1 protein-coding gene (running past one end of the window) is annotated in these 21,245 nt (G+C 73.6%); it reads left to right on the top strand.

The genetic code is table 11. The features are described from left to right. Positions 1-21,245, top strand: partial view of a non-ribosomal peptide synthase/polyketide synthase gene (locus tag AB0M99_RS07335; protein ID WP_365917686.1) — the 3' portion only. 2,332 nt of this gene lie to the left of the window's left edge; 21,245 of the gene's 23,577 nt are visible here — the last part of the coding sequence; its start codon lies beyond the left edge, outside the window; its stop codon occupies positions 21,243-21,245.

Genomic DNA, 21,245 nt, shown 5'->3' with positions numbered 1-21,245 from the left:
CGTGGACCGACCGGCGCGGCCTCGCCGCCCCGGCCCTGCTCAACATGTACGGAATCACCGAGACCACCGTCCACACCACCTTCTACGAGGTCACCGAGGCCGACCTCGCCCCCGACGCCAGCAACCCCATCGGCGTCCCCCTCGACGACCTGCGCGTCCACCTCCTCGACGCCTGGGGCGAACCCGTCCCCGTCGGCGTCTTCGGCGAGATCCACGTCGCCGGACCCGGCGTCGCCCGCGGCTACCTCGGCCGCCCCGCCCTGACCGCCGAGCGCTTCGTGCCCGACCCGTGGGGCCCGGCCGGCTCCCGCCTCTACAAGAGCGGCGACATCGCCCGCCGCCGCCCGGACGGCAGCCTCGAATTCCTCGGCCGCGCCGACGGCCAGATCAAGATCCGCGGCTACCGCGTCGAACTCGGCGAGATCCAGGCCGCCCTGGCCGCCCTGCCCGGCATCCACGACGCCGTCGTCGTCCTGCGCGAGGACACCCCCGGCGCCAAGGAGATCGTCGCCTACCTGATCACCGCGGGCGGCGCCGCCCACGACCCCGCCGACCTGCGCGAGGCCCTCGCCCGCGACCTCGCCCCGTACATGATCCCGGCCGCCTTCGTCACCCTGGAGCGGCTGCCGCTCACCACCAACGGCAAGCTCGACAAGCGCGCCCTGCCCGCCCCCGGCAGCGACGCCCGACGCGCCACCGGAACCCGCACGGCCCCCCGTACGCCCGCCGAGCAGCGCATCGCCGACGTCTGGGAAGAGGTCCTCGGCCTCGACGCCCTCGGCGTCGACGACAGCTTCTTCGAACTCGGCGGCGACTCCATCCGCGCCGTCGCCCTCGTCGGCTCCCTGCGCGCCGCCGGCTTCGACGTCACCGTCCGCGACGTCTTCGACCGCCGCACGGTGGCCCGCCTCGCCGAACTCGTCACCGGCCGGACCGCGCCCGCCGAACTCCCCGAGCCCGTCCGCCCGTTCCAGCTGATCCGGCCGGGCGACCGCGACCGGCTCCCGGCGGGCCTCACCGACGCCTACCCGCTCTCCCAGGTGCAGACCGGCATGGTGCTGGAGATGGCCCTGCCCGGCAGCGCGAACAACTACCACAACGTCACCAGCTTCCGGATCCGCGACGAGCGCCCCTTCCACCACGCCGCCCTCGTCGAGGCCGCCCGCATCGTCACCGCGCGCCACGAGGTGCTGCGCACCTCCATCGACCTCGACGGCTACTCCGTACCGATGCAGCTCGTGCACGCCGAGGCCGAGATGGCCGTCGGCAGCCAGAGCCTGCGCGGCCTCGACGAGGACGAGATCCGCGCCGCGATCCTCGACCACACCGCCCGCGAGCGCGCCGACGTCTTCGACCTCGCCGTCCCGGCCCTGATGCGCCTGTACGCGCACGACACCGGCACCGGCGGCTGGTGGCTGTCGGTCACCGAATGCCACCCCGTCCTGGAGGGCTGGAGCCACCACTCCCTCCTGATGGAGATCCTCGACCTGTACGCCGCCCTGCGCGACGGCCGTCCGGTCCGGGAGCCCGAGCCGACCGCGATCCGCTTCGCCGACTTCATCGCCGAGGAGGCCCGGGCGCTGGAGGACGAGACCCACCACGCCTACTGGTCCCGGATCACCGACGAGTACGCCCCGATCGCCGCCCCCGCGGGCTGGGGCGAGGCCCCCGGCTCCCCGCGCGCCATCCACGTCATCGAGGTCCCCGTCGAGGACCTGTACGACCGGCTGCGCACCCTCGCCACCCGCAGCCGCGCCTCGTTCAAGAGCGTCATGCTCGCCGCCCACCTCAAGGTGATGAGCCAGCTCACCGAGCAGACCCGCTTCACCGCGGGCCTGGTCTGCGACTCCCGCCCCGAACTGCTCGACGCGGACCGGGTGTACGGCATGTACCTCAACACCCTGCCCTTCGCACACGACGCCGGCGCCGCCGCCACCTGGAGCGAGCTCGTCGCCCAGGTCTTCGCCGCCGAGGTCGAGCTGTGGCCGCACCGCCGCTTCCCGCTGCCCGCAGTGCAGCGCCTGGCCGGCGGCCGCCAGCTCATCGAGGTGTACTTCAACTACCAGGACTTCCACCAGGTCGACCTGGACCGCGTCGACTACCTCGCCAGCATCGACGACAGCCCGACCGAGTTCCCGCTGACGGTCTCCAGCCGCGCCGGGCACATCATCGTCACCGCCAACGGGCGGGCCCTCTCCCGGGACAACGCGGAGCGGGTCGCCGCGATGTACCGCCGGGTGCTCGTGGCCATGGCCGCGGACCCCGAGGGCGACGCGCGGGCCGTGCTGCTGCCCGCCGACGAGCGGGCCCGGGTGCTGGAGGAGTGGAACGACTCCTCCACGGCCGCCTCCGCGGGGACGGTGCCCGAGCTGTTCGCGGCGCGGGTGGCTGCGTCTGCGGACGCGGTGGCCGTCACCAGCGGTGGCGTGTCGCTGTCGTACGCCGAGCTGGATGCCCGGTCGGAGGCGCTGGCGCACCGGCTGGTCGCCGAGGGCGTGCGTCCGGGTGACGTGGTGGGTGTGCTGCTGGAGCGCGGTGTCGAGCTGCTGGTCGCGCTGCTCGCCGTACAGCGTGCGGGTGGTGCGTACCTGCCGATGGACGCCTCGCACCCGGCCTCCCGGCTCGCCGGGATCGTCGCGGACGCGGCGCCGGTGGCACTGATCGCGCAGCCCTCGCTGGCGGCCACCGCCGACGAGATCCACCCGGGCGGCTGGCTGCCCGTGGACGGCGCCCCGGTGGACGCGGTCGGCGCACTGCCGGCCGTGGACGCGGCCGCGGTGGCGTACGTGCTCTACACCTCGGGTTCTACCGGCAAGCCGAAGGGCGTGCAGGTCACGCACGGGGCGCTGGGCAACCTGCTCGTCGGCATCCGCCGGGTGCTGGGCGAGGCCCGGGCGGAGGAGTCCTGGCTGGCTTCGACCTCCGTCTCCTTCGACATCTCGGGGCTGGAGCTCTACCTGCCCCTGACCGGCGGCCACCGCGTGGTCATCGCCGAGGCCGGGGACGACCTGACCGAACTGGTCGCCGCCGAGCGCGTGACCCACGTCCAGGCCACCCCGTCCGGCTGGAAGCTGCTCCGCGAGGCGGGCTTCTCCGACCGCGCGGTGACCGCGCTGGTCGGCGGCGAGGCCCTGCCGGTCGAGCTGGCCCGCGAACTGCGCGGCCACGTGGCCCGGTTGGTGAACGTCTACGGTCCGACCGAGACGACCATCTGGTCCGCCACCTGGGAGGTGCCGGCCGAGGCCGCAGCGATCTCCATCGGCTCCCCGATCGACAACACCCAGCTGTACGTGGTGGATGCGTTGATGCAGCCGGTGCCGCTGGGTGTGGTGGGTGAGCTGTGCATCGCCGGTGACGGCGTGGCGCAGGGATACCTGGGTCGTCCGGATCTGACGGCGGAACGTTTCGCCCCGGACCCGTTCGGGCCTGCCGGTACGCGTCTGTACAAGACGGGTGACCTGGCGCGGCGTCTGTTCGACGGTTCGCTGGAGTTCCTCGGTCGTACCGACCACCAGGTGAAGATCCGTGGTTACCGCATCGAGCTGGGTGAGATCGAGTCCCGGCTGCTGGCCCACCCGCAGGTGCGTGACGCGGCGGTGATCGCCCGTACGGAGGAGTCGGGGGACACCTGGCTCGTCGGCTATGTGATCCCGGCCGAGGGCGCCATCGACCAGGCCGCCGTACGCGGCTTCCTGCGCGAGGAACTGCCCGACTACATGGTCCCCGGCGCCTTCGTGGAACTCGACGCCTGGCCGCTCAACACGGCCGGGAAGCTCGACCGCAAGGCGCTGCCCGCCCCCACCGAGTTCGCGGCCGCCGCCGAGTACGTGGCGCCCCGTACCGAGACCGAGGCCCGTCTCGCCGAGGCCTGGGCCACCGCCCTGGGCCACGAGCAGGTCAGTGTCGAGGACAGCTTCTTCGACCTCGGCGGCGACTCCATCCGCGCCATCGGTCTGGCCTCCGAGGTCCGCGCCGCGGGCTTCCAGGTCTCCGTGCCCGACATCTTCACCCACAACAGCGTGGCCGCTCTCGCCCGCCACCTCGACGGCCGCGAGGCCCCGGCCGTCACGGCCGCGGAGTACGTCCGGCCGTACGCGCTGCTCTCCGACGCCGACCGGGCCGCCCTGCCCGCCGGGGTCACCGACGCCTACCCGGTCTCCCAGGTGCAGCTCGGCATGCTCGTCGAGATGGACCTGGACGACGAGCAGGCGGCGTACCACAACGTCGACGGCTTCGAGGTCCAGGACGACCGGCCCTTCGACGCCGCCGCCCTCCAGCGGGCCGCCGAGGAGGTCATCGCCCGCCACGAGGTGCTGCGCACCGGCTTCGACCTGACCTCGTACAGCACCCCGCTCCAGCTGGTCCGCGCGAGCGCGCCCACCACGGTCGCGGTCGCCGACCTGTCGCTGCTGGACCCGCGGGCCCGCGAGCGTGCCGTCATCGCGCACGAACAGGCCGAACGGCAGGCGGTGTTCGCCGTCGCCGAGCCGCCGCTCGTCCGGTTCTCCGCGCAGGTCCTGACCACCGGCTCCTGGCACCTGACCCTCACCTACGCGCACCCCGTGCTGGAGGGCTGGAGCTACCACGCCCTCCTCGGCGAACTCCTCGCCGTCTACCGGGAGATCCGCGACACGGGCGCCGCCACGGCTCCCGCGGCCACCCCCGCCCGCTACGCCGACTTCATCGCGGGTGAGCTGGACTCCCTCGCCGATGACGCCGACCGCGCCTACTGGCAGTCCGTCGTCGACGGCAACGCGGCCCTGGAACTGCCCGCGGGCTGGGGCGGGGAGCCCGGTGTGCGCCGCGCCCCGGTCGCCTTCGGGGACCTGGAGCCGCGGCTGCGCGAGCTCGCGGCCGCGACGGGCACCTCGTTCAAGAGCGTGCTGCTCGCCGCGCACCTGGCGGTGATGAGCCGGCTCACCCCCGAGCAGTCCTTCCACAGCGGCCTGGTGGCCGACGCCCGTCCCGAACTCCCGGGCTCGGAGCGGGTGCTGGGCATGCACCTCAACACCCTGCCGTTCGCCCACGACCGCAGCGCCGCCACGTGGAGCGAGCTCGTCGCCCAGGTCTTCGCCGCCGAGATCGGGGCCTGGTCCCACCGGCGCCACCCGCTGCCGGCCATCCAGCGCCTCGCGGGCGGCCGCCAGCTGCTGAACGTGTACTTCAACTACCAGGACTACGGGCGGGTCACCGACGGCAGCCTGGAGCACGCGGGCGCCTCGGCGCAGCTCGCCGACCCCCAGGAAGGCCCGACGGAGTTCCCGCTGACCGTCGCCACCCGCAAGGGGCACCTGGTGCTCACCGCGCACGGAGCGGTGCTCTCGCAGGAGAACACTGATCGCATCGCGGCCATGTACCGCCTGGCCCTGGAGGCGATGGCCGCCGACCCCGAGGGTGACGCCCAGGCGCCGCTGCTGCCCGAGGGCGAGCGCGCCCGGGTCCTGGCGGAGGGTAACGACACCGCCACCGCCGCCACGGCCGGGACCGTCACCGCGCTGTTCGCGGCCCGGGTCCTGGACACCCCGGAGGCGCGGGCCGTCACCTCCGGCGGCCGGTCCCTCTCGTACGGGGAGCTGGACGCCCGCTCCAACCGGTTCGCCCGCCACCTGCTCGCCATGGGCGTGCGCCCGGGTGACGTGGTCGGTGTGCTGCTGGAGCGCGGTGTGGAGCTGCTGGTCGCGCTGCTCGCCGTACAGAAGGCGGGGGCGGCGTACCTGCCGCTCGACGCCTCGCACCCGGCCTCCCGGCTCGGCGGGATCGTCGCCGACGCCCGCCCCTCCGTCCTGGTCACCCAGGACGCGCTCGGGCCGGTGGCCGACGAGATCCACTCCGGGGAGTGGCTGCTGGTCGACGGTACGGACGCGGCCGTCACCGCCGAACTGGACTCGGACCCGCTGGACATCGCGGTCGACCCGGCCGCGGTGGCGTACGTGCTCTACACCTCGGGCTCCACCGGCAAGCCGAAGGGCGTGCAGGTCACGCACGGGGCGCTGGGCAACCTGCTCGTCGGCATCCGCCGGGTGCTCGGCGCCGGCTGGGGCGAGTCCTGGCTGGCCTCCACCTCCGTCTCCTTCGACATCTCGGGGCTGGAGCTCTACCTGCCCCTGATCGGTGGCCACCGCGTGGTCATCGCCGAGGCCGGGGACGACCTGGCCGAGCTCGTCCGCGAGCAGGAGGTCACGCACGTCCAGGCCACCCCGTCGGGCTGGAAGCTGCTGCTGGAATCGGGCTTCGCCGACGGAGGCGTGACGGCCCTGGTGGGCGGTGAGGCGCTGCCGGTGGAGCTGGCGCGTGAACTGCGCGCGCGTGTCGGTCGGTTGGTGAACGTCTACGGTCCGACGGAGACGACGATCTGGTCGTCGGCGTGGGAGGTGCCCGAGGGCGCTGAGGCGGTTTCGATCGGTGCTCCGATCGACAACACGCAGTTCTATGTGGTGGATGCGTTGATGCAGCCGGTTCCGCTGGGTGTGGTGGGTGAGCTGTGCATCGCCGGTGACGGCGTGGCGCAGGGATACCTGGGTCGTCCGGATCTGACGGCGGAACGTTTCGCCCCGGACCCGTTCGGGCCTGCCGGTACGCGTCTGTACAAGACGGGTGACCTGGCGCGGCGTCTGTTCGACGGTTCGCTGGAGTTCCTCGGTCGTACCGACCACCAGGTGAAGATCCGTGGTTACCGCATCGAGCTCGGCGAGATCGAGTCCCGGCTGCTGGCCCACCCGCAGGTCCGCGACGCGGCCGTGATCGCCCGTACCGAGGAGTCGGGGGACACCTGGCTCGTCGGGTACGTGATCCCGGCCGAGGGCGCCATCGACCAGGCCGCCGTACGCGGCTTCCTGCGCGAGGAACTGCCCGACTACATGGTCCCCGGCGCCTTCGTGGAACTCGACGCCTGGCCGCTCAACACGGCCGGCAAGCTCGACCGCAAGGCCCTGCCCGCCCCCACCCGCGGCGCCGAGAGCACTTATATAGCTCCCCGCACAGACGCCGAGGCGAGCATCGCTCATGCCTGGGAATCAGCTCTCGGGCTCGAACGGGTGAGCGTCGAGGACAGCTTCTTCGACCTCGGCGGCGACTCCATCCGGGCGGTCTCCGTCGTCGGCGCGCTGAAGGCTCTCGGCCACCGACTCTCCGTTCGAACGATCTTCACGTACCAGACCGTCGCCGAGCTGGCGGACCATCTCGCGGCGCAGGCACAGCAGGAGGACACCGTGTCACCGACGAACATCTCCACCCGGACGGCAGGGGCGGCCGACGCGGCAGAGGCGCTTGCCGGTGCGCTCGCGGCGGCCGGCATCGACCTCGCCGCCGACGGCCTCTCCGACCAGACCTCGGTCGCCGACCTCCTCGCCCTGCTCCGCACCCAGGCCGCGCCGACGGCCGCCGAGCCGCAGCCCGCGCCGGGGGAGGGAGGCCTCGCCCCTTTCGCCCTGCTCACCGATGAGGACAGGGAACGGATACCCGAGGGCCTCGCCGACGCCTACCCGCTCTCGCAGGTGCAGACCGGCATGGCCGTGGAGACCCTGGTCGAGGACGGCGGGGACGACTACCACCGCGTGACCTCCTTCCGGGTCCGCGACGGGCACGCCTTCTCCCGCACCGCGCTGGAGGCGGCTGCCCGTACCGTCGCCGCCCGGCACGAGGTCCTGCGCACGTCGATCGACCTCACCGGCTACTCCGTGCCGATGCAGCTCGTCCACGCCACCGCCGAGATCCCCCTCCACGTGGAGGACCTGACGGGCATCCGCGACGAGGAGTCGCTGACCCGTGCCGTCCAGGCCCACGTCGCGGTCGAGGAGTCCCGCCCCTTCGCCCTCGGCGACCACTCCCTGCTGCGCATCGCCGCCCTCGTCGAGAGCGACCGGGCATGGTGGCTCTCCCTGACCCACAGCCACATCATCCTGGAGGGCTGGAGCCACCACTCCCTCCTGATGGAGATCCTCGACGTCTACCGCACGGTCCGCGAGGGCGGCGACCCCGACGCCGGCCGCGAGCCCGTGCCCGCCCGCTACGCCGACTTCATCGCCGGCGAGCTGGAGTCCCTCGCGGACGAAGGCGACCGCGAGTACTGGGCGCACACCGTCGACGCCTACCCCGCCCTCTCCCTCCCGGCCGGCTGGGGCGAGCCCACCGCCGAGGACGGCCGCGGTTACCGCCTGCCGGTGGCCTACTCCGACCTGGAGCCCGGGCTGAAGAAACTGGCCGAGCGGGCCCGCGTCTCCGCCAAGAGCGTGCTGATCGCCGCCCACCTGAAGGTGATGAGCCAGCTCACCGAGGAGTCCCGCTTCTCGGCCGGCCTGGTCACCGACGCCCGCCCCGAACTGCTGGGCGCCGAGCGGGTCTGCGGCATGCACCTCAACACCGTGCCCTTCGCCCACGAGGCCGGGCTCGCGACCACCTGGGCCGGGCTCGTGCGCCAGGTCTTCGACCGCGAGATGGAGCTCTTCGACCACCGCCGCTACCCGCTGCCGGCGATCCAGCGGCTGGCCGAGCCCGGCCAGTCCGTCGTCGAGGTGCTCTTCACGTACCAGAACTACCACCAGGTCGACACCGAGCTGATCGACGTCGAGGCCAACCTCGGCGACGCCACCTCGCAGTTCCCGCTCGCCGTCACCACCCTCGCCGGACACCTGGTCCTGACCGCCAACGAGCGGGACCTCGCCCGGCCGCAGGCCCAGCGGGTCGCGGACATGTACCGCCTCGTCCTGGAGGCCATGGCCGCGGACCCCGAGGGCGACGCACGGGCCGTGCTGCTGCCCGCCGACGAGGAGGCCCTCGTCGTCACCGGCTGGAACGACACCGCCACCGAGACCCCGGCCCCGACGGTGCCCGAGCTGTTCGCGGCGCGGGTGGCTGCGTCTGCGGACGCGGTGGCCGTCACCAGCGGTGGCGTGTCGCTGTCGTACGCCGAGGTGGACGCCCGGTCGGAGGCGCTGGCGCACCGGCTGGTCGCCGAGGGCGTGCGTCCGGGTGACGTGGTGGGTGTGCTGCTGGAGCGCGGTGTCGAGCTGCTGGTCGCGCTGCTCGCCGTACAGAAGTCCGGCGGCGCGTACCTGCCGATGGACGCCGCGCACCCCGCGGCCCGCCTCGCCGGGATCGTCACCGACGCGGCGCCTGCCGTCCTCGTCACCCAGGACTCGCTGGCCGCCGTGGCCGCCGAGATCCACTCCGGGACGCGGATCTCGGTGTCCGACACGGCCGACGCCCCCGGCCGCCTCCCGGCGATCGACCGGGACGCGGTGGCGTACGTGCTCTACACCTCGGGTTCTACCGGCAAGCCGAAGGGCGTGCAGGTCACGCACGGGGCGCTGGGCAACCTGCTCGTCGGCATCCGCCGGGTGCTGGGCGAGGCCCGGGCGGAGGAGTCCTGGCTGGCTTCGACCTCCGTCTCCTTCGACATCTCGGGGCTGGAGCTCTACCTGCCGCTGACCGGCGGCCACCGCGTGGTCATCGCCGAGGCCGGGGACGACCTGACCGAACTGGTCGCCGCCGAGCGCGTGACCCACGTCCAGGCCACCCCGTCCGGCTGGAAGCTGCTCCGCGAGGCGGGCTTCTCCGACCGCGCGGTGACCGCGCTGGTCGGCGGCGAGGCCCTGCCGGTCGAGCTGGCCCGCGAACTGCGCGGCCACGTGGCCCGGCTGGTGAACGTCTACGGTCCGACCGAGACGACCATCTGGTCCGCCACCTGGGAGGTGCCGGCCGAGGCCGCAGCGATCTCCATCGGCTCCCCGATCGACAACACCCAGCTGTACGTGGTGGATGCGCTGATGCAGCCGGTTCCGCTGGGTGTGGTGGGTGAGCTGTGCATCGCGGGTGACGGTGTGGCTCAGGGGTATCTGGGTCGTCCGGATCTGACGGCGGAACGTTTCGCCCCGGACCCGTTCGGGCCTGCCGGTACGCGTCTGTACAAGACGGGTGACCTGGCGCGGCGTCTGTTCGACGGTTCGCTGGAGTTCCTGGGCCGTACCGACCACCAGGTGAAGATCCGTGGTTACCGCATCGAGCTGGGTGAGATCGAGTCCCGGCTGCTGGCCCACCCGCAGGTGCGTGACGCGGCCGTGATCGCCCGTACCGAGGAGTCGGGGGACACCTGGCTCGTCGGCTATGTGATCCCGGCCGAGGGCGCCATCGACCAGGCCGCCGTACGCGGCTTCCTGCGCGAGGAACTGCCCGACTACATGGTGCCGGGTGCCTTCGTGGAGCTGGAGGCCTGGCCGCTCAACACCGCGGGCAAGCTCGACCGCAAGGCGCTGCCCGCCCCCACCGAGTTCGCGGCCGCCGCCGAGTACGTGGCGCCCCGTACCGAGACCGAGGCCCGTCTCGCCGAGGCCTGGGCCACCGCCCTGGGCCACGAGCAGGTCAGTGTCGAGGACAGCTTCTTCGACCTCGGCGGCGACTCCATCCGCGCCATCGTCCTCGTCGGCGCCATCCGCTCGGCCGGCTTCCAGGTCGCCGTGCAGGACGTCTTCGAGCACCGCACCATCGCCGCCCTGGCCCGCCACCTCGGCGGCCCGGCGGACTCCGGCGAGGCCCCCGGCCCCGTGGAGGAGGTGTACGTCCAGCCGTACGCGCTGCTCTCCGACGCCGACCGGGCCGCCCTGCCCGCCGGGGTCACCGACGCCTACCCGGTCTCCCAGGTGCAGCTCGGCATGCTCGTCGAGATGACGCTGGACGAAGACGGCGCCGCCTACCACAACGTCGACGCCTTCCGGGTCCGCGACGGCCGCCCCTTCGACGCCGCCGCCCTCCAGCGGGCCGCCGAGGAACTGGTCCTGCGCCACGAGGTGCTGCGCACCGGCTTCGACCTCACCGGCTACGGCACCCCCCTCCAGCTCGTCCACGCCGACGTGCCCGTCGAGGTCCCCGTCACCGACCTCAGCGCGCTCTCCGCCGAGGCCTTCGGCCCGGCCCTGCGCGCCGTCAACGCCGAGGAGAGCGCCCGTCCCTTCGACACGGCCCGCCCGCCGCTGCTGCGGGTGCGCGCCGTCCTGGAGGACGACACCTCCTGGTGGCTCGTCCTCACCCACGCCCACCCCATCCTGGAGGGCTGGAGCTACCACTCCCTGATGAGTGAACTGCTCGTCTGCTACCGGGAGTTCGCCGATCAGGGGTTCTTCACCCCCACCGACCGCCCGGCAAGCCGCTACGCCGACTTCATCGCCGCCGAACTGGCCTCGCTGGCCGACCCGGTAGAAGAGGAGTACTGGCGCACGGCCGTTGCCGAGCACGCCGTCCTCGAACTCCCCGCTGCCTGGGGCGACCCCCAGGGCGCGGAGGGCGAGGCGGAAGGGGACCGGCCGTACGACACGGTCCAGGTCAACGTGCCCACGTACGACCTGATGCCCCGCCTGCGCGAGCTGGCCACCACCTCCGGCACCTCCCTCAAGAGTGTCTTCCTCGCCGCCCACCTCAAGGTGCTCAGCCAGGTCACCGAGGAAGCCTCCTTCCACACCGGTCTCGCCATCGACGCCCGGCCGGAGACCGCCGGCGCCGACCGGGTCGCGGGCATGCACCTCAACACCGTGCCCTTCGCCCACCTGCGCACCGCCGGCACCTGGCGCGAGCTGGTCCGCCAGGTCTTCGACCGCGAACTCGCGCTGTGGCCGCACCGCCGCCACCCGCTGCCCGCCATCCAGCGGGCCGCGGGCGGCCGCCGCCTCCTCAACAGCGTCTTCAACTACCTGGACTTCCACCAGGTCGACGCGGAACTCGTCGACGAGGAGGCCAGCACCGGCATCGGTTCGACCGAGTTCCCGCTCGCCGTGATCTCTCGCGGCGGCTGGCTCGGCCTGCGCTCCGACACCCGCCACCTCACCCCCGCCCAGGCGGAGGGCCTCGGCGAGATGTACCGCCAGGTCCTCCGGGCCATGGCCGCCGACGCCGAGGGCGACGCCCGCGCCACCTTCCTCCCCGCGGCCGACCGGGCACTGGTCCTGCGCGCCCCGGCCTCCATTGCCACCGCCCCCGTCACCACCACCCTGCACTCCCTCTTCGAGGAGCAGGCCGCCGAACGCCCCGACGCGGGCGCCGTCACCGCGGCCGGCACGACCCTCTCGTACGGCGAGCTCAACGCCCGCGCCAACCGCATCGCGCACCGGCTGCGCGCCCTCGGCGTCGGTGCCGAGGACATCGTCGGCCTGTGCGTGGCCCGCGGCCCCGAGCTCGTGCCCGCGCTGCTCGGCATCCTCAAGGCGGGCGCCGCCTACCTGCCGATGGACCCGGCCCAGCCCGCCGCCCGCCTCGCCTTCATGGCCGAGGACCAGGGCCTCAAGGTGGTCCTCACCGAGTCCGCCCACCAGCAGGCCGCCGTCGCCGCCCACTCCGGGTCGGTGCTCGTCCTCGACGCCGCCGACACCACCGCCGACCTGGCGGCGCTGCCCGACACCGACCCGGCGCCCGTCGCCGAGTCCGGCAACCTCGCCTACGTCATCTACACCTCCGGCTCCACCGGAGTCCCCAAGGGTGTCGGCGTCACCCACGCCAACGCCGTGCGCCTGATGCTCGCCACCGAGGAGCGCTTCCCGCTCGACGACCGGCACGTGTGGCCGCTGATCCACAGCTACGCCTTCGACGTCTCCGTCTTCGAGCTGTGGGCCGCCCTGCTCTACGGCTCCCGCCTGGTCGTCGTCGACGCCGACACCGCCCGCAACCCCGACGAGCTGCTCGACCTGCTCGTCGCCGAGAAGATGACGGTCCTGCTCAACAGCCCGTCCGCCTTCCGCGGCCTCGCCGCCGCCGTCCAGCAGGGCGACCCGCGGACCGAGGAACTCAACCTGCGCGCCATGTTCTTCGGCGGGGAGAAGCACGACGGAGCCGCCCTGGCCCCCTGGACCGACCGCTTCGGCCTGGACGCCCCGCAGCTCGTCGAGCTGTACGGGCCCACCGAGGCCACCGTCCAGGTCACCCACCACCGCATCACCGAGGCCGACCTGGCGAGCGAGCACGGCATCCCGCTCGGCCGCCCGCTCGCCGACACGCGGATCCTCGTACTCGACGAGGACGCCCGGCCCGTCCCGGTCGGCGTCCCCGGCGAACTGGCCATCGGCGGCCCGGCGCTCAGCCGCGGCTACCTCGGCCGACCGGCCCTGACCGCCGACCGCTTCGTGCCCGACCCGTACGGGGAGCCGGGCGGCCGGCTCTACCGGACCGGCGACCTGGCGCGGCTGCGCCCGGACGGCGGCCTGGAGTTCCTCGGCCGCACCGACAACCAGATCAAGATCCGCGGCTACCGCGTCGAGCTCGGCGAGATCCAGTCCGTGCTCGTCGCCCACCCCGCCGTCCACCAGGCCGTCGTCGTCACCGACGAGAGCGCCCCGGGCGACCCGCGGATCGCGGCCTACGCCGTGCCCGCCGACCCGGAGGCGAGCCTGCCCTCCCCGGCCGAGCTGGCCGAGTACTGCCGCGAGCGGCTGCCGGAGTACATGGTCCCGGGCGCGTTCACGGCCCTCGCCGCGATCCCGCTGATCTCCAACACCAAGGTCGACCGCAAGGCGCTGCCGGCGCCCGACTGGGCGGCGCTCGCCGCCGACCAGCCGTACGTCGCCCCGCGCACCGGCGACGAGGAGCGCATCGCGGCCGTCTGGGCCGAGGTGCTGGGCCTGCCCCGGGTCGGTGCCGAGGACGCCTTCTTCGACATCGGCGGCGACTCCATCCGCGCCGTCTCCCTCGTCGGCGCCCTGCGCGCCGCCGGGTACGCCCTGTCCGTCCGCGACGTCTTCGACGCCCGTACGGTCGCCGGCCTCGCGGCCCTCGCGGCCGCCGGCGCCGGCCGGGGCACCGACGGGCACCGCGCGGTCGAGCCCTTCGCCCTGGTCCCGGCCGCCGACCTGGCGGCCCTGCCGGCCGGCCTCACCGACGCCTACCCGGTCTCCCAGGGCCAGCTCGGCATCCTCGTCGAGATGCTCGCCGAGCCGGCCGGGCACAAGTACCTCAACGTCAACGCCTTCCGGATCCGGGACGACCGGCCCTTCGACGCCGCAGCCCTCGGAAAGGCAGTGGCGATCCTCGCCGGGCGCCACGAGGTCCTGCGCACCGGCTTCGACCTGACCGGGCACAGCGTTCCGCTCCAGCTCGTGCACACCGACGTGACCCTGCCGGTCGCCGTGCGCAGCCTGGCCGGACTGGACGCCGAGGGCGTGGACGCGGCCGTCGGCCGCTACCTCGCCGAGCAGCGGGCCACCCCCTTCGACCTGGCCGTGCCCTCGCTGCTGCGGGTGTCCGCGCTGGTCGAGGACGCGTCCGCGGACGGCCAGGTGTGGTGGCTCGGCCTCGCCGAGTGCCACGCCATCACCGAGGGCTGGAGCCACCACTCCATGCTCATGGAACTCCTCGGCCTCTACCGCCAGTTGCGCGACGGCCGCGAGCCCGAGGGCTGGACCGCCCCCGAGGTCCGCTACGCCGACTTCGTGGCCGGCGAGCTGGAGTCCCTGGCCTCCGCCGAGGACGAGGCGTACTGGCGCCGGATCACCGCCCGCTACGAGCCCTTCGCCCTCCCCGAGGGCTGGGGCGACGCGGACTCCACCCCCGAACCCTTCCTCGTCCGGGTGCCGTTCGCCGACGTCGAGCCGGGCCTGCGCGAGCTGGCCCGCCGCTCCCGCGCCTCGATGAAGTCCGTCCTGCACGCCGTCCACCTGGCCGTGCTGGCCCGCCTCACCGACCAGCAGGAGTTCTCGGCGGGACTCGCCACCGACGCCCGCCCCGAGGCACTCGGCGCCGAGCGGGTCCTGGGCATGCACCTCAACACGGTGCCCTTCGCCCACGACTCCTCCGCCCGCACCTGGCGCGAGCTGGTGGCCGGGGTGTACGAGCGGGAGGCCGCCATCTGGCCGCACCGCCGCCACCCGCTCCCCGCCATCCAGCGGCTCGCGGGCGGCCGCCGCCTCGTCGACGTCGCCTTCAACTACCAGGACTACAAGCAGCTCGACACCGACCTGATCGACATCGGCTCCAGCGCCGGCGCCGCCGCCACCGAGTTCTCGCTGATCGTCACCACCCTCAACGGGCACCTCAGCCTCGCCACCCACACCGGCGTGCTGCGCCGCGAGGAGGCCGAGCGCATCGCCTCCATGTACCGCGGTGTCGTCCTGGCCATGGCCGCCGACCCCGAGGGCGAGGCCCTGGCGCCGCTCCCGGACGGCGAGCGCGAACTGCTCGCCGCCTGGGGTGCCAAGGACGTACGGGACTGCGCGTCCACGGTGACCTCGCTGTTCGCCGCCCGCGTCGCCGAGGCCCCGGACTCCGTGGCCGTCTCCGCCGGCGACCTGGCGCTCAGCTACCGCGAGCTCGACGGGCGCGCCGCCCGCCTCGCCGCCCGCCTGCGCTCCGCAGGAGTCGGCCGGGGCTCGGTCGTCGCCGTCGGCCTCGACCGCAGCGCCGAACTGCCCGTCGCCCTGCTCGGCGTGCTCAAGGCCGGCGCGGCCTACCTGCCGCTCGACCCGGCCTACCCGGCCGACCGGCTCGCCTTCATGCTGGCCGACTCCGGAGCGGCCGCCCTGCTCACCGCCGAGCGCCTGGCGGGCTCCCTGCCCGACTGGGACGGCCCGGCCCTGCTGGTCGACGCCGCCGCGGCGGACGAGGACGGCCCGCTCGCCCCCGCGCTGGAGCAGCACCCGGACGAGCTCGCCTACGTGATGTACACCTCCGGCTCCACGGGCACCCCCAAGGCCACCGAGGTCACCCACCGCGGAGTCGTCCGCACCGCCACCGACGACGCGCTGACCCGCGTCGGCCCCGAGGACGTCGTCTCGCACGTCGCCAGCGTCTCCTTCGACGGCGCGACCTGGGAGCTGTGGAGCGCCCTGCTCGGCGGCGCCCGCCTGGAGGTCCTCGACCGGGACACCGTCCTGGACACCCAGGCCCTGGCCGCCGCCGTGGAGAGCCGCGGGATCACCGCGATGATCCTCACCACCTCGCTGTTCAACCACGTCGCCCGCACCATCCCGGGCACCCTCGCCGGGGTCCGCACGGTGATCTTCGGCGGTGAGACCGCCGACGCCTCCACCGTCCGCGACCTGGTCCGCTCCGGCGGCCCCCGCCACCTGGTGCACGGATACGGCCCGACCGAGAACACCACCTTCTCCACCGTCCACGAGGTCACCGACGTCCCCGACGGCGCGACCTCCGTCCCGATCGGCGGCCCGGTCGCGGGCTCCCGCCTCCACGTCCTGGACGCCGAGCAGCGGCCCGTACCGCGCGGGGTCACCGGCGAGCTCTACGTCGGCGGCCCGGGCCTGGCCCGCGGCTACCGCGGACAGCCCGCCCTGACCGCCGCCCGGTTCGTGCCCGACCCGTACGCCGGGCCCGGCGCCCTGATGTACCGCACCGGCGACCTGGTGCGCTGGCAGGCCGACGGCACGATCGACTTCGTCGGCCGCGCCGACCACCAGATCAAGCTGCGCGGCTACCGCATCGAGCCGGGCGAGATCGAGTCCGCGCTCCAGACCCACCCCGCCCTCGACCACGCGGCCGTCGTGCTGCGCGAGGACAACCCGGGCGAGAAGCGCCTCGTCGCCTACGTCGTCCCCGTACCCGGCGCCGAGGAGGTGCCGCTCCCCGCGGACCTGCAGGGCCACCTCGCCGAGAGCCTGCCCGACTACATGGTCCCCGCGGCCTTCGTGGTCCTGGACCGGATGCCGCTCACCGCCAACGGCAAGCTCGACACCCGCGCCCTGCCCGTCCCCGGTACGGACGCCCTCGCCGCCGCCCGCGGCGGGGCCGCCCCCGCCACCGAGGACGAGATCCGCATCGCCGCCGTCTGGACCGAGGTCCTCGGCGTCGACGGGATCTCCGTCACCGACAGCTTCTTCGACCTCGGCGGCGACTCCATCCGAGCCGTCACCCTCGTCGGCGCCCTCAAGACGGCCGGCTACAGCGTCACCGTCAGCGAGGTCTTCGAACACCGCACGGTCGGCAAGCTGGCCGTCGCGGTCGCCGGCCGCGAGGTCAGCGAGACGCGCTACGTCCAACCGTTCGAGCTGATCGGCGAGGCGGACCGGGCCCTGGTGCCCGCGGGCGTCACCGACGTCTACCCGCTCTCCCAGCTCCAGACCGGCATGCTCGTCGAGCTGCTGGCCTACGACGGCCCGGCGGCGAACAACTACCACAACACCACCTCCTTCGACATCCGCGACGGCATCCCCTTCGACGCCGACGCGATGCGCGAGGCGGCCCGCCGGGTCACCGCACGCCACGAGGCCCTGCGCACCTGCATCGACCTGGACACGTACTCGGTGCCCATGCAGCTCGTACACGCCGAGGCCGAGATGCCGGTGACCGTCCACGACCTGACCGGCCTGGACGACGACGGCTGGCGCACCCGGGTCCTGGAGATCAGCAACGGCGAGCAGGAGCGCCTGTTCGACATGGCGAAGCCGCCGTTCGTGCGGCTCAACTTCGCCGTCGGCGACACCGGCTGGCGCATGTTCCTCAGCCTCAACCACACCATCCTCGAAGGCTGGGGCCACTACAGCCTGTGGATGGAGCTGCTCACCACCTACGCCGCCCTGCGCGACGGCGAGGAGCCCGCCCCCGCGGCCCTGCCGCCGCTGCGCTTCGCCGACTTCATCGCCGGCGAGCACGAGTCCCTGGCCTCGGCCGAGGAGCGCGCGTACTGGCGCGGGATCGTCACCGACCACGCCCAGTTCACCCTCCCGGCGGCCTGGCGGCAGCCCGAGGAGAGCGGCAAGGCCTTCTCCGTCACCGTCTCCCTGCGCGACATCCAGCCGCGCATCAAGGCGGTGGCCAGCGCGGCCGACGTCCCGGTCAAGAGCGTGCTGCTGGCCGCCCACCTGAAGGTGATGGCCCAGCTCACCGAGGAGCGGGACTTCTACACCGGTCTCGTCTGCGACACCCGGCCCGAACTCCCCGGCGCCGACCTCGTGTACGGCATGTACCTGAACACGCTGCCCATCCACCACAAGGGCGGCGCGGCCACCTGGCGCGAGCTGCTCACACAGGTCTTCGCCCAGGAGACCGAGCTGTGGCCCAACCGCCGCTTCCCGCTGCCGGAGGTGCAGCGCGAGGCGGGCGGCCGCCGGATCATCGACGTCTTCTTCAACTACCTCGACTTCCGGCAGATCGACACCGACCTGATGGACCTCGGCTCCAGCCTGCGCGAGGGCGGCACCGAGTTCGACCTGGCCGTCACCACCATGGCCGGCGAGCTCGGACTGCTCACCGACACCCGGGTGATGAGCCGCGAGCAGGCCCGGCGGCTCGGCCGGATGTACCGCCTCGTACTGGAGGCGATCATCGCCGACCTCGACGGCGACGCCACCGCCGTCCTGCTGCCCGAGGAGGAGCGCGAGCTGCTCCTCGGCGAGTGGGCCGGACCGGCCGCCGCCGCGTACGACACCACCCCGGTGCACCGGCGCTTCGCCGCACGGGCCGCCGAGAACCCCGCGGCCACCGCCGTGGTCACGGCCGGCGCGGCACTGAGCTACGGCGAACTCGACGCCCGCGCCAACCGGTTCGCCCACCACCTCGTGGAACTGGGCGTCGGACGCGGCGAGTTCGTCGCGATCCTGCTGGAGCGCGGTCCCGACATGCTGGTCGCCGTACTCGGCGCGCTCAAGGCCGGCGCCGCCTACCTGCCGCTCGACCCGGAGACCCCGGCCGAGCGCCTGACGTACCAGCTCGCCGACAGCGAGGCACCGGTCCTGGTCACCCAGGAGTCCCTGCTGGCCGCGGTCCCCGCGGACAGCTCGGCCCGCCTCGTGGTCCTGGAGCGGGAGGCCGGCCCGATCGCCGCCCGCCCGCAGCACGACCCGGCGGTGGCCGTCGACGCCGACGACCTCGTCTACACCATCTACACCTCCGGCTCCACGGGCCGCCCCAAGGGCGTGCTCATCACCCACGGCGGCCTCGCCAACTACCTCGGCTGGGCCCTGGAGTACTACGGCATGGACGGGGCGAACGGGGCGCCGATGTTCGGCTCCATCGCCTTCGACCTGGCCGTGCCCAGCTTCCTGCTCCCGCTGATCTCCGGGCGCGACGTCACCATGGTCCCCGGCGACCGCGGCCAGGAGGCCCTGCCCGACCTGCTGCGGGCGGGCGGCGACTACAGCATCCTCAAGATCACCCCGGCCCACCTGGACCTGGTCACCGCCGCCCTCGGCGAGGACACCGTCCTGGACTCCGTACGCACCTTCGTGGTCGGCGGCGAGGAGATGAAGCCGGAGATGGTCGCCGGCTGGCGGCGCACCGCCCCCCGTGCCCGGATCGTCAACGAGTACGGCCCGACCGAGACCGTCGTCGGCTGCGTCGTCCACACGGTGGCATCCGACGAGGGCACCGCGACCGATACGGCCGCGGACGGCGTACCGGTGCCGATCGGCCGCCCCATCACCAACACCGAGGTGTACGTGCTGGACGCCGGGATGCGCCCGGTGCCCGCCGGAGTCGTCGGCGAGCTCTACCTCGGCGGCGCGGGCGTGGCCCGCGGCTACGGCGGGCGGCCCTCGCTCACCGCCGAGAAGTTCGTCCCGCACCCCTTCACCGACCGCCCCGGCGCCCGCCTCTACCGCACCGGCGACCTCGCCCGGTTCCGCCGCGACGGCAGCCTGGACTTCCTGGGCCGCGGCGACGACCAGGTCAAGATCCGCGGCTACCGCGTCGAACTCGGCGAGATCGAGGCCACCCTGCTGCTCGCCCCCGGCGTCAAGGACGCCGTGGTGCTGGCCCGTCAGGACCGCCCCGGCGAACGCCGCCTCGTCGCCTACGTCGTCCCCGCCGACGGCGCCTCGCCCACCCCGGCCGAACTGGCCGCGGAGCTGCGCCGCACCCTGCCGGCCTACATGGTCCCCGCGGTGTTCATCGCCCTCGACGCACTCCCGCTGGCCGTCTCCGGCAAGGTGGACCGCAAGGCCCTGCCGGCTCCCGGCCAGGACCGGATGCCCGACACCGGACGGCCCCCGTACGTCGCCCCGGGCACCGCCACCGAAGAACTGCTCGCCCGCATCTGGGGCGAGGCCCTCGGCATCGACAAGGTCGGCGCCCACGACAGCTTCTTCGACCTCGGCGGCGACTCGATCATGGTGCTCCCGCTGATCTCCGCCGCCCGCAAGGCCGGCCTCGCGATCTCGCTGCGCACCCTGTACGAGAGCGAGACCCTCGCCGAACTGGCCGCGGCCGTCGCGCCCCGAGCGGCGGCTCCCCGTACCGTCCGGGGCATCCCCGCCCCGGCCGAGGCGATGATCGAGCACCAGGTGCCGGGCGTCAGCGTCGCCGTCATCCGCGACGGCGAACTCGCCGAGGTCCGCGGCTTCGGCGTCACCTCGGCGGGCGGCGGCGCCCGGGTCACCCCGGACACGCTCTTCCCGGCCGCGTCCATGAGCAAGTTCGTCTCCGCGCTCGGCGTCCTGCGCCTGGCCAAGGACGGGCTCATCGACCTCGACGGGGACGTCAGCCGGCACCTGACGAGCTGGCAGGTCCCCGGCGGGGCCGTGGTCACCGCCGACCAGCTGCTCCGCTTCACCGCGGGCATCACCCACCCCGAGACCGCCCTGGAGAACCACTTCTACGGGCGCGGCGAGCCCCGGCCCACCGCGGCCGAGATCCTCCACGGCCGGGCCCCGGCCAAGACCCCGCCGGTGGTGCTGGAAGGCGTACCGGGCCGGGTGTTCATGAAGAACAACGTCAGCTACACCGTCCTGCAGCAGCTCGTCGAGGACGTCACCGGCACCCCCTTCCCGCAGTACATGCGGGAGAAGGTGTTCGCCCCGCTGGGCATGACCGCCAGCTTCTACGAGCCCGAACTCCCGCCGGCCGCGGCCGCGGTCGCCGTCGGCCACGGAGAGGACGGCGCCCCGCTCGCCGAAGGGTCCATGGCCCACCCCGACACCGCGGCCGCCGGACTGTGGACCACCGCGGGCGACCTGGCCCGAGTGCTCCTGGAGATCCGCCGCGCCCACCGCGGCGAAGCCTCCGAGGTGCTCGACCCGGCCCTCGCCGGCCGGATGCTCACCGTCGTCGAACCCGGCCGCTTCTACGGCACCGGCTCCATCGTCGACACCACCGGCGGCGACCTCGAATACGGCCACACCGGCCGCACCTCCGGCTTCCACGCCCTGGCGCTCAGCCGCCTCGGCTCCGGCACCGGTGTCGTGGTCCTCACCAACGCCGACTCCGGGCGGGCCGTGCTCAAGCAGGTGCTGGCCTCCGTACGCGACGAGGACGAGGCGTGGGCCGGCCAGGGCGAGATGACCCGGCTGTGGGAGCAGGGCCGGATCAACCCCGACGCACAGGACTGA

This window comes from Streptomyces sp. NPDC051183 (genome assembly GCF_040682455.1).
Taxonomy (GTDB): domain Bacteria; phylum Actinomycetota; class Actinomycetes; order Streptomycetales; family Streptomycetaceae; genus Streptomyces.
The sequence above is the reverse complement of the archived record's forward strand: the minus strand, read 5'-3'. Positions and strand labels throughout refer to the sequence as shown.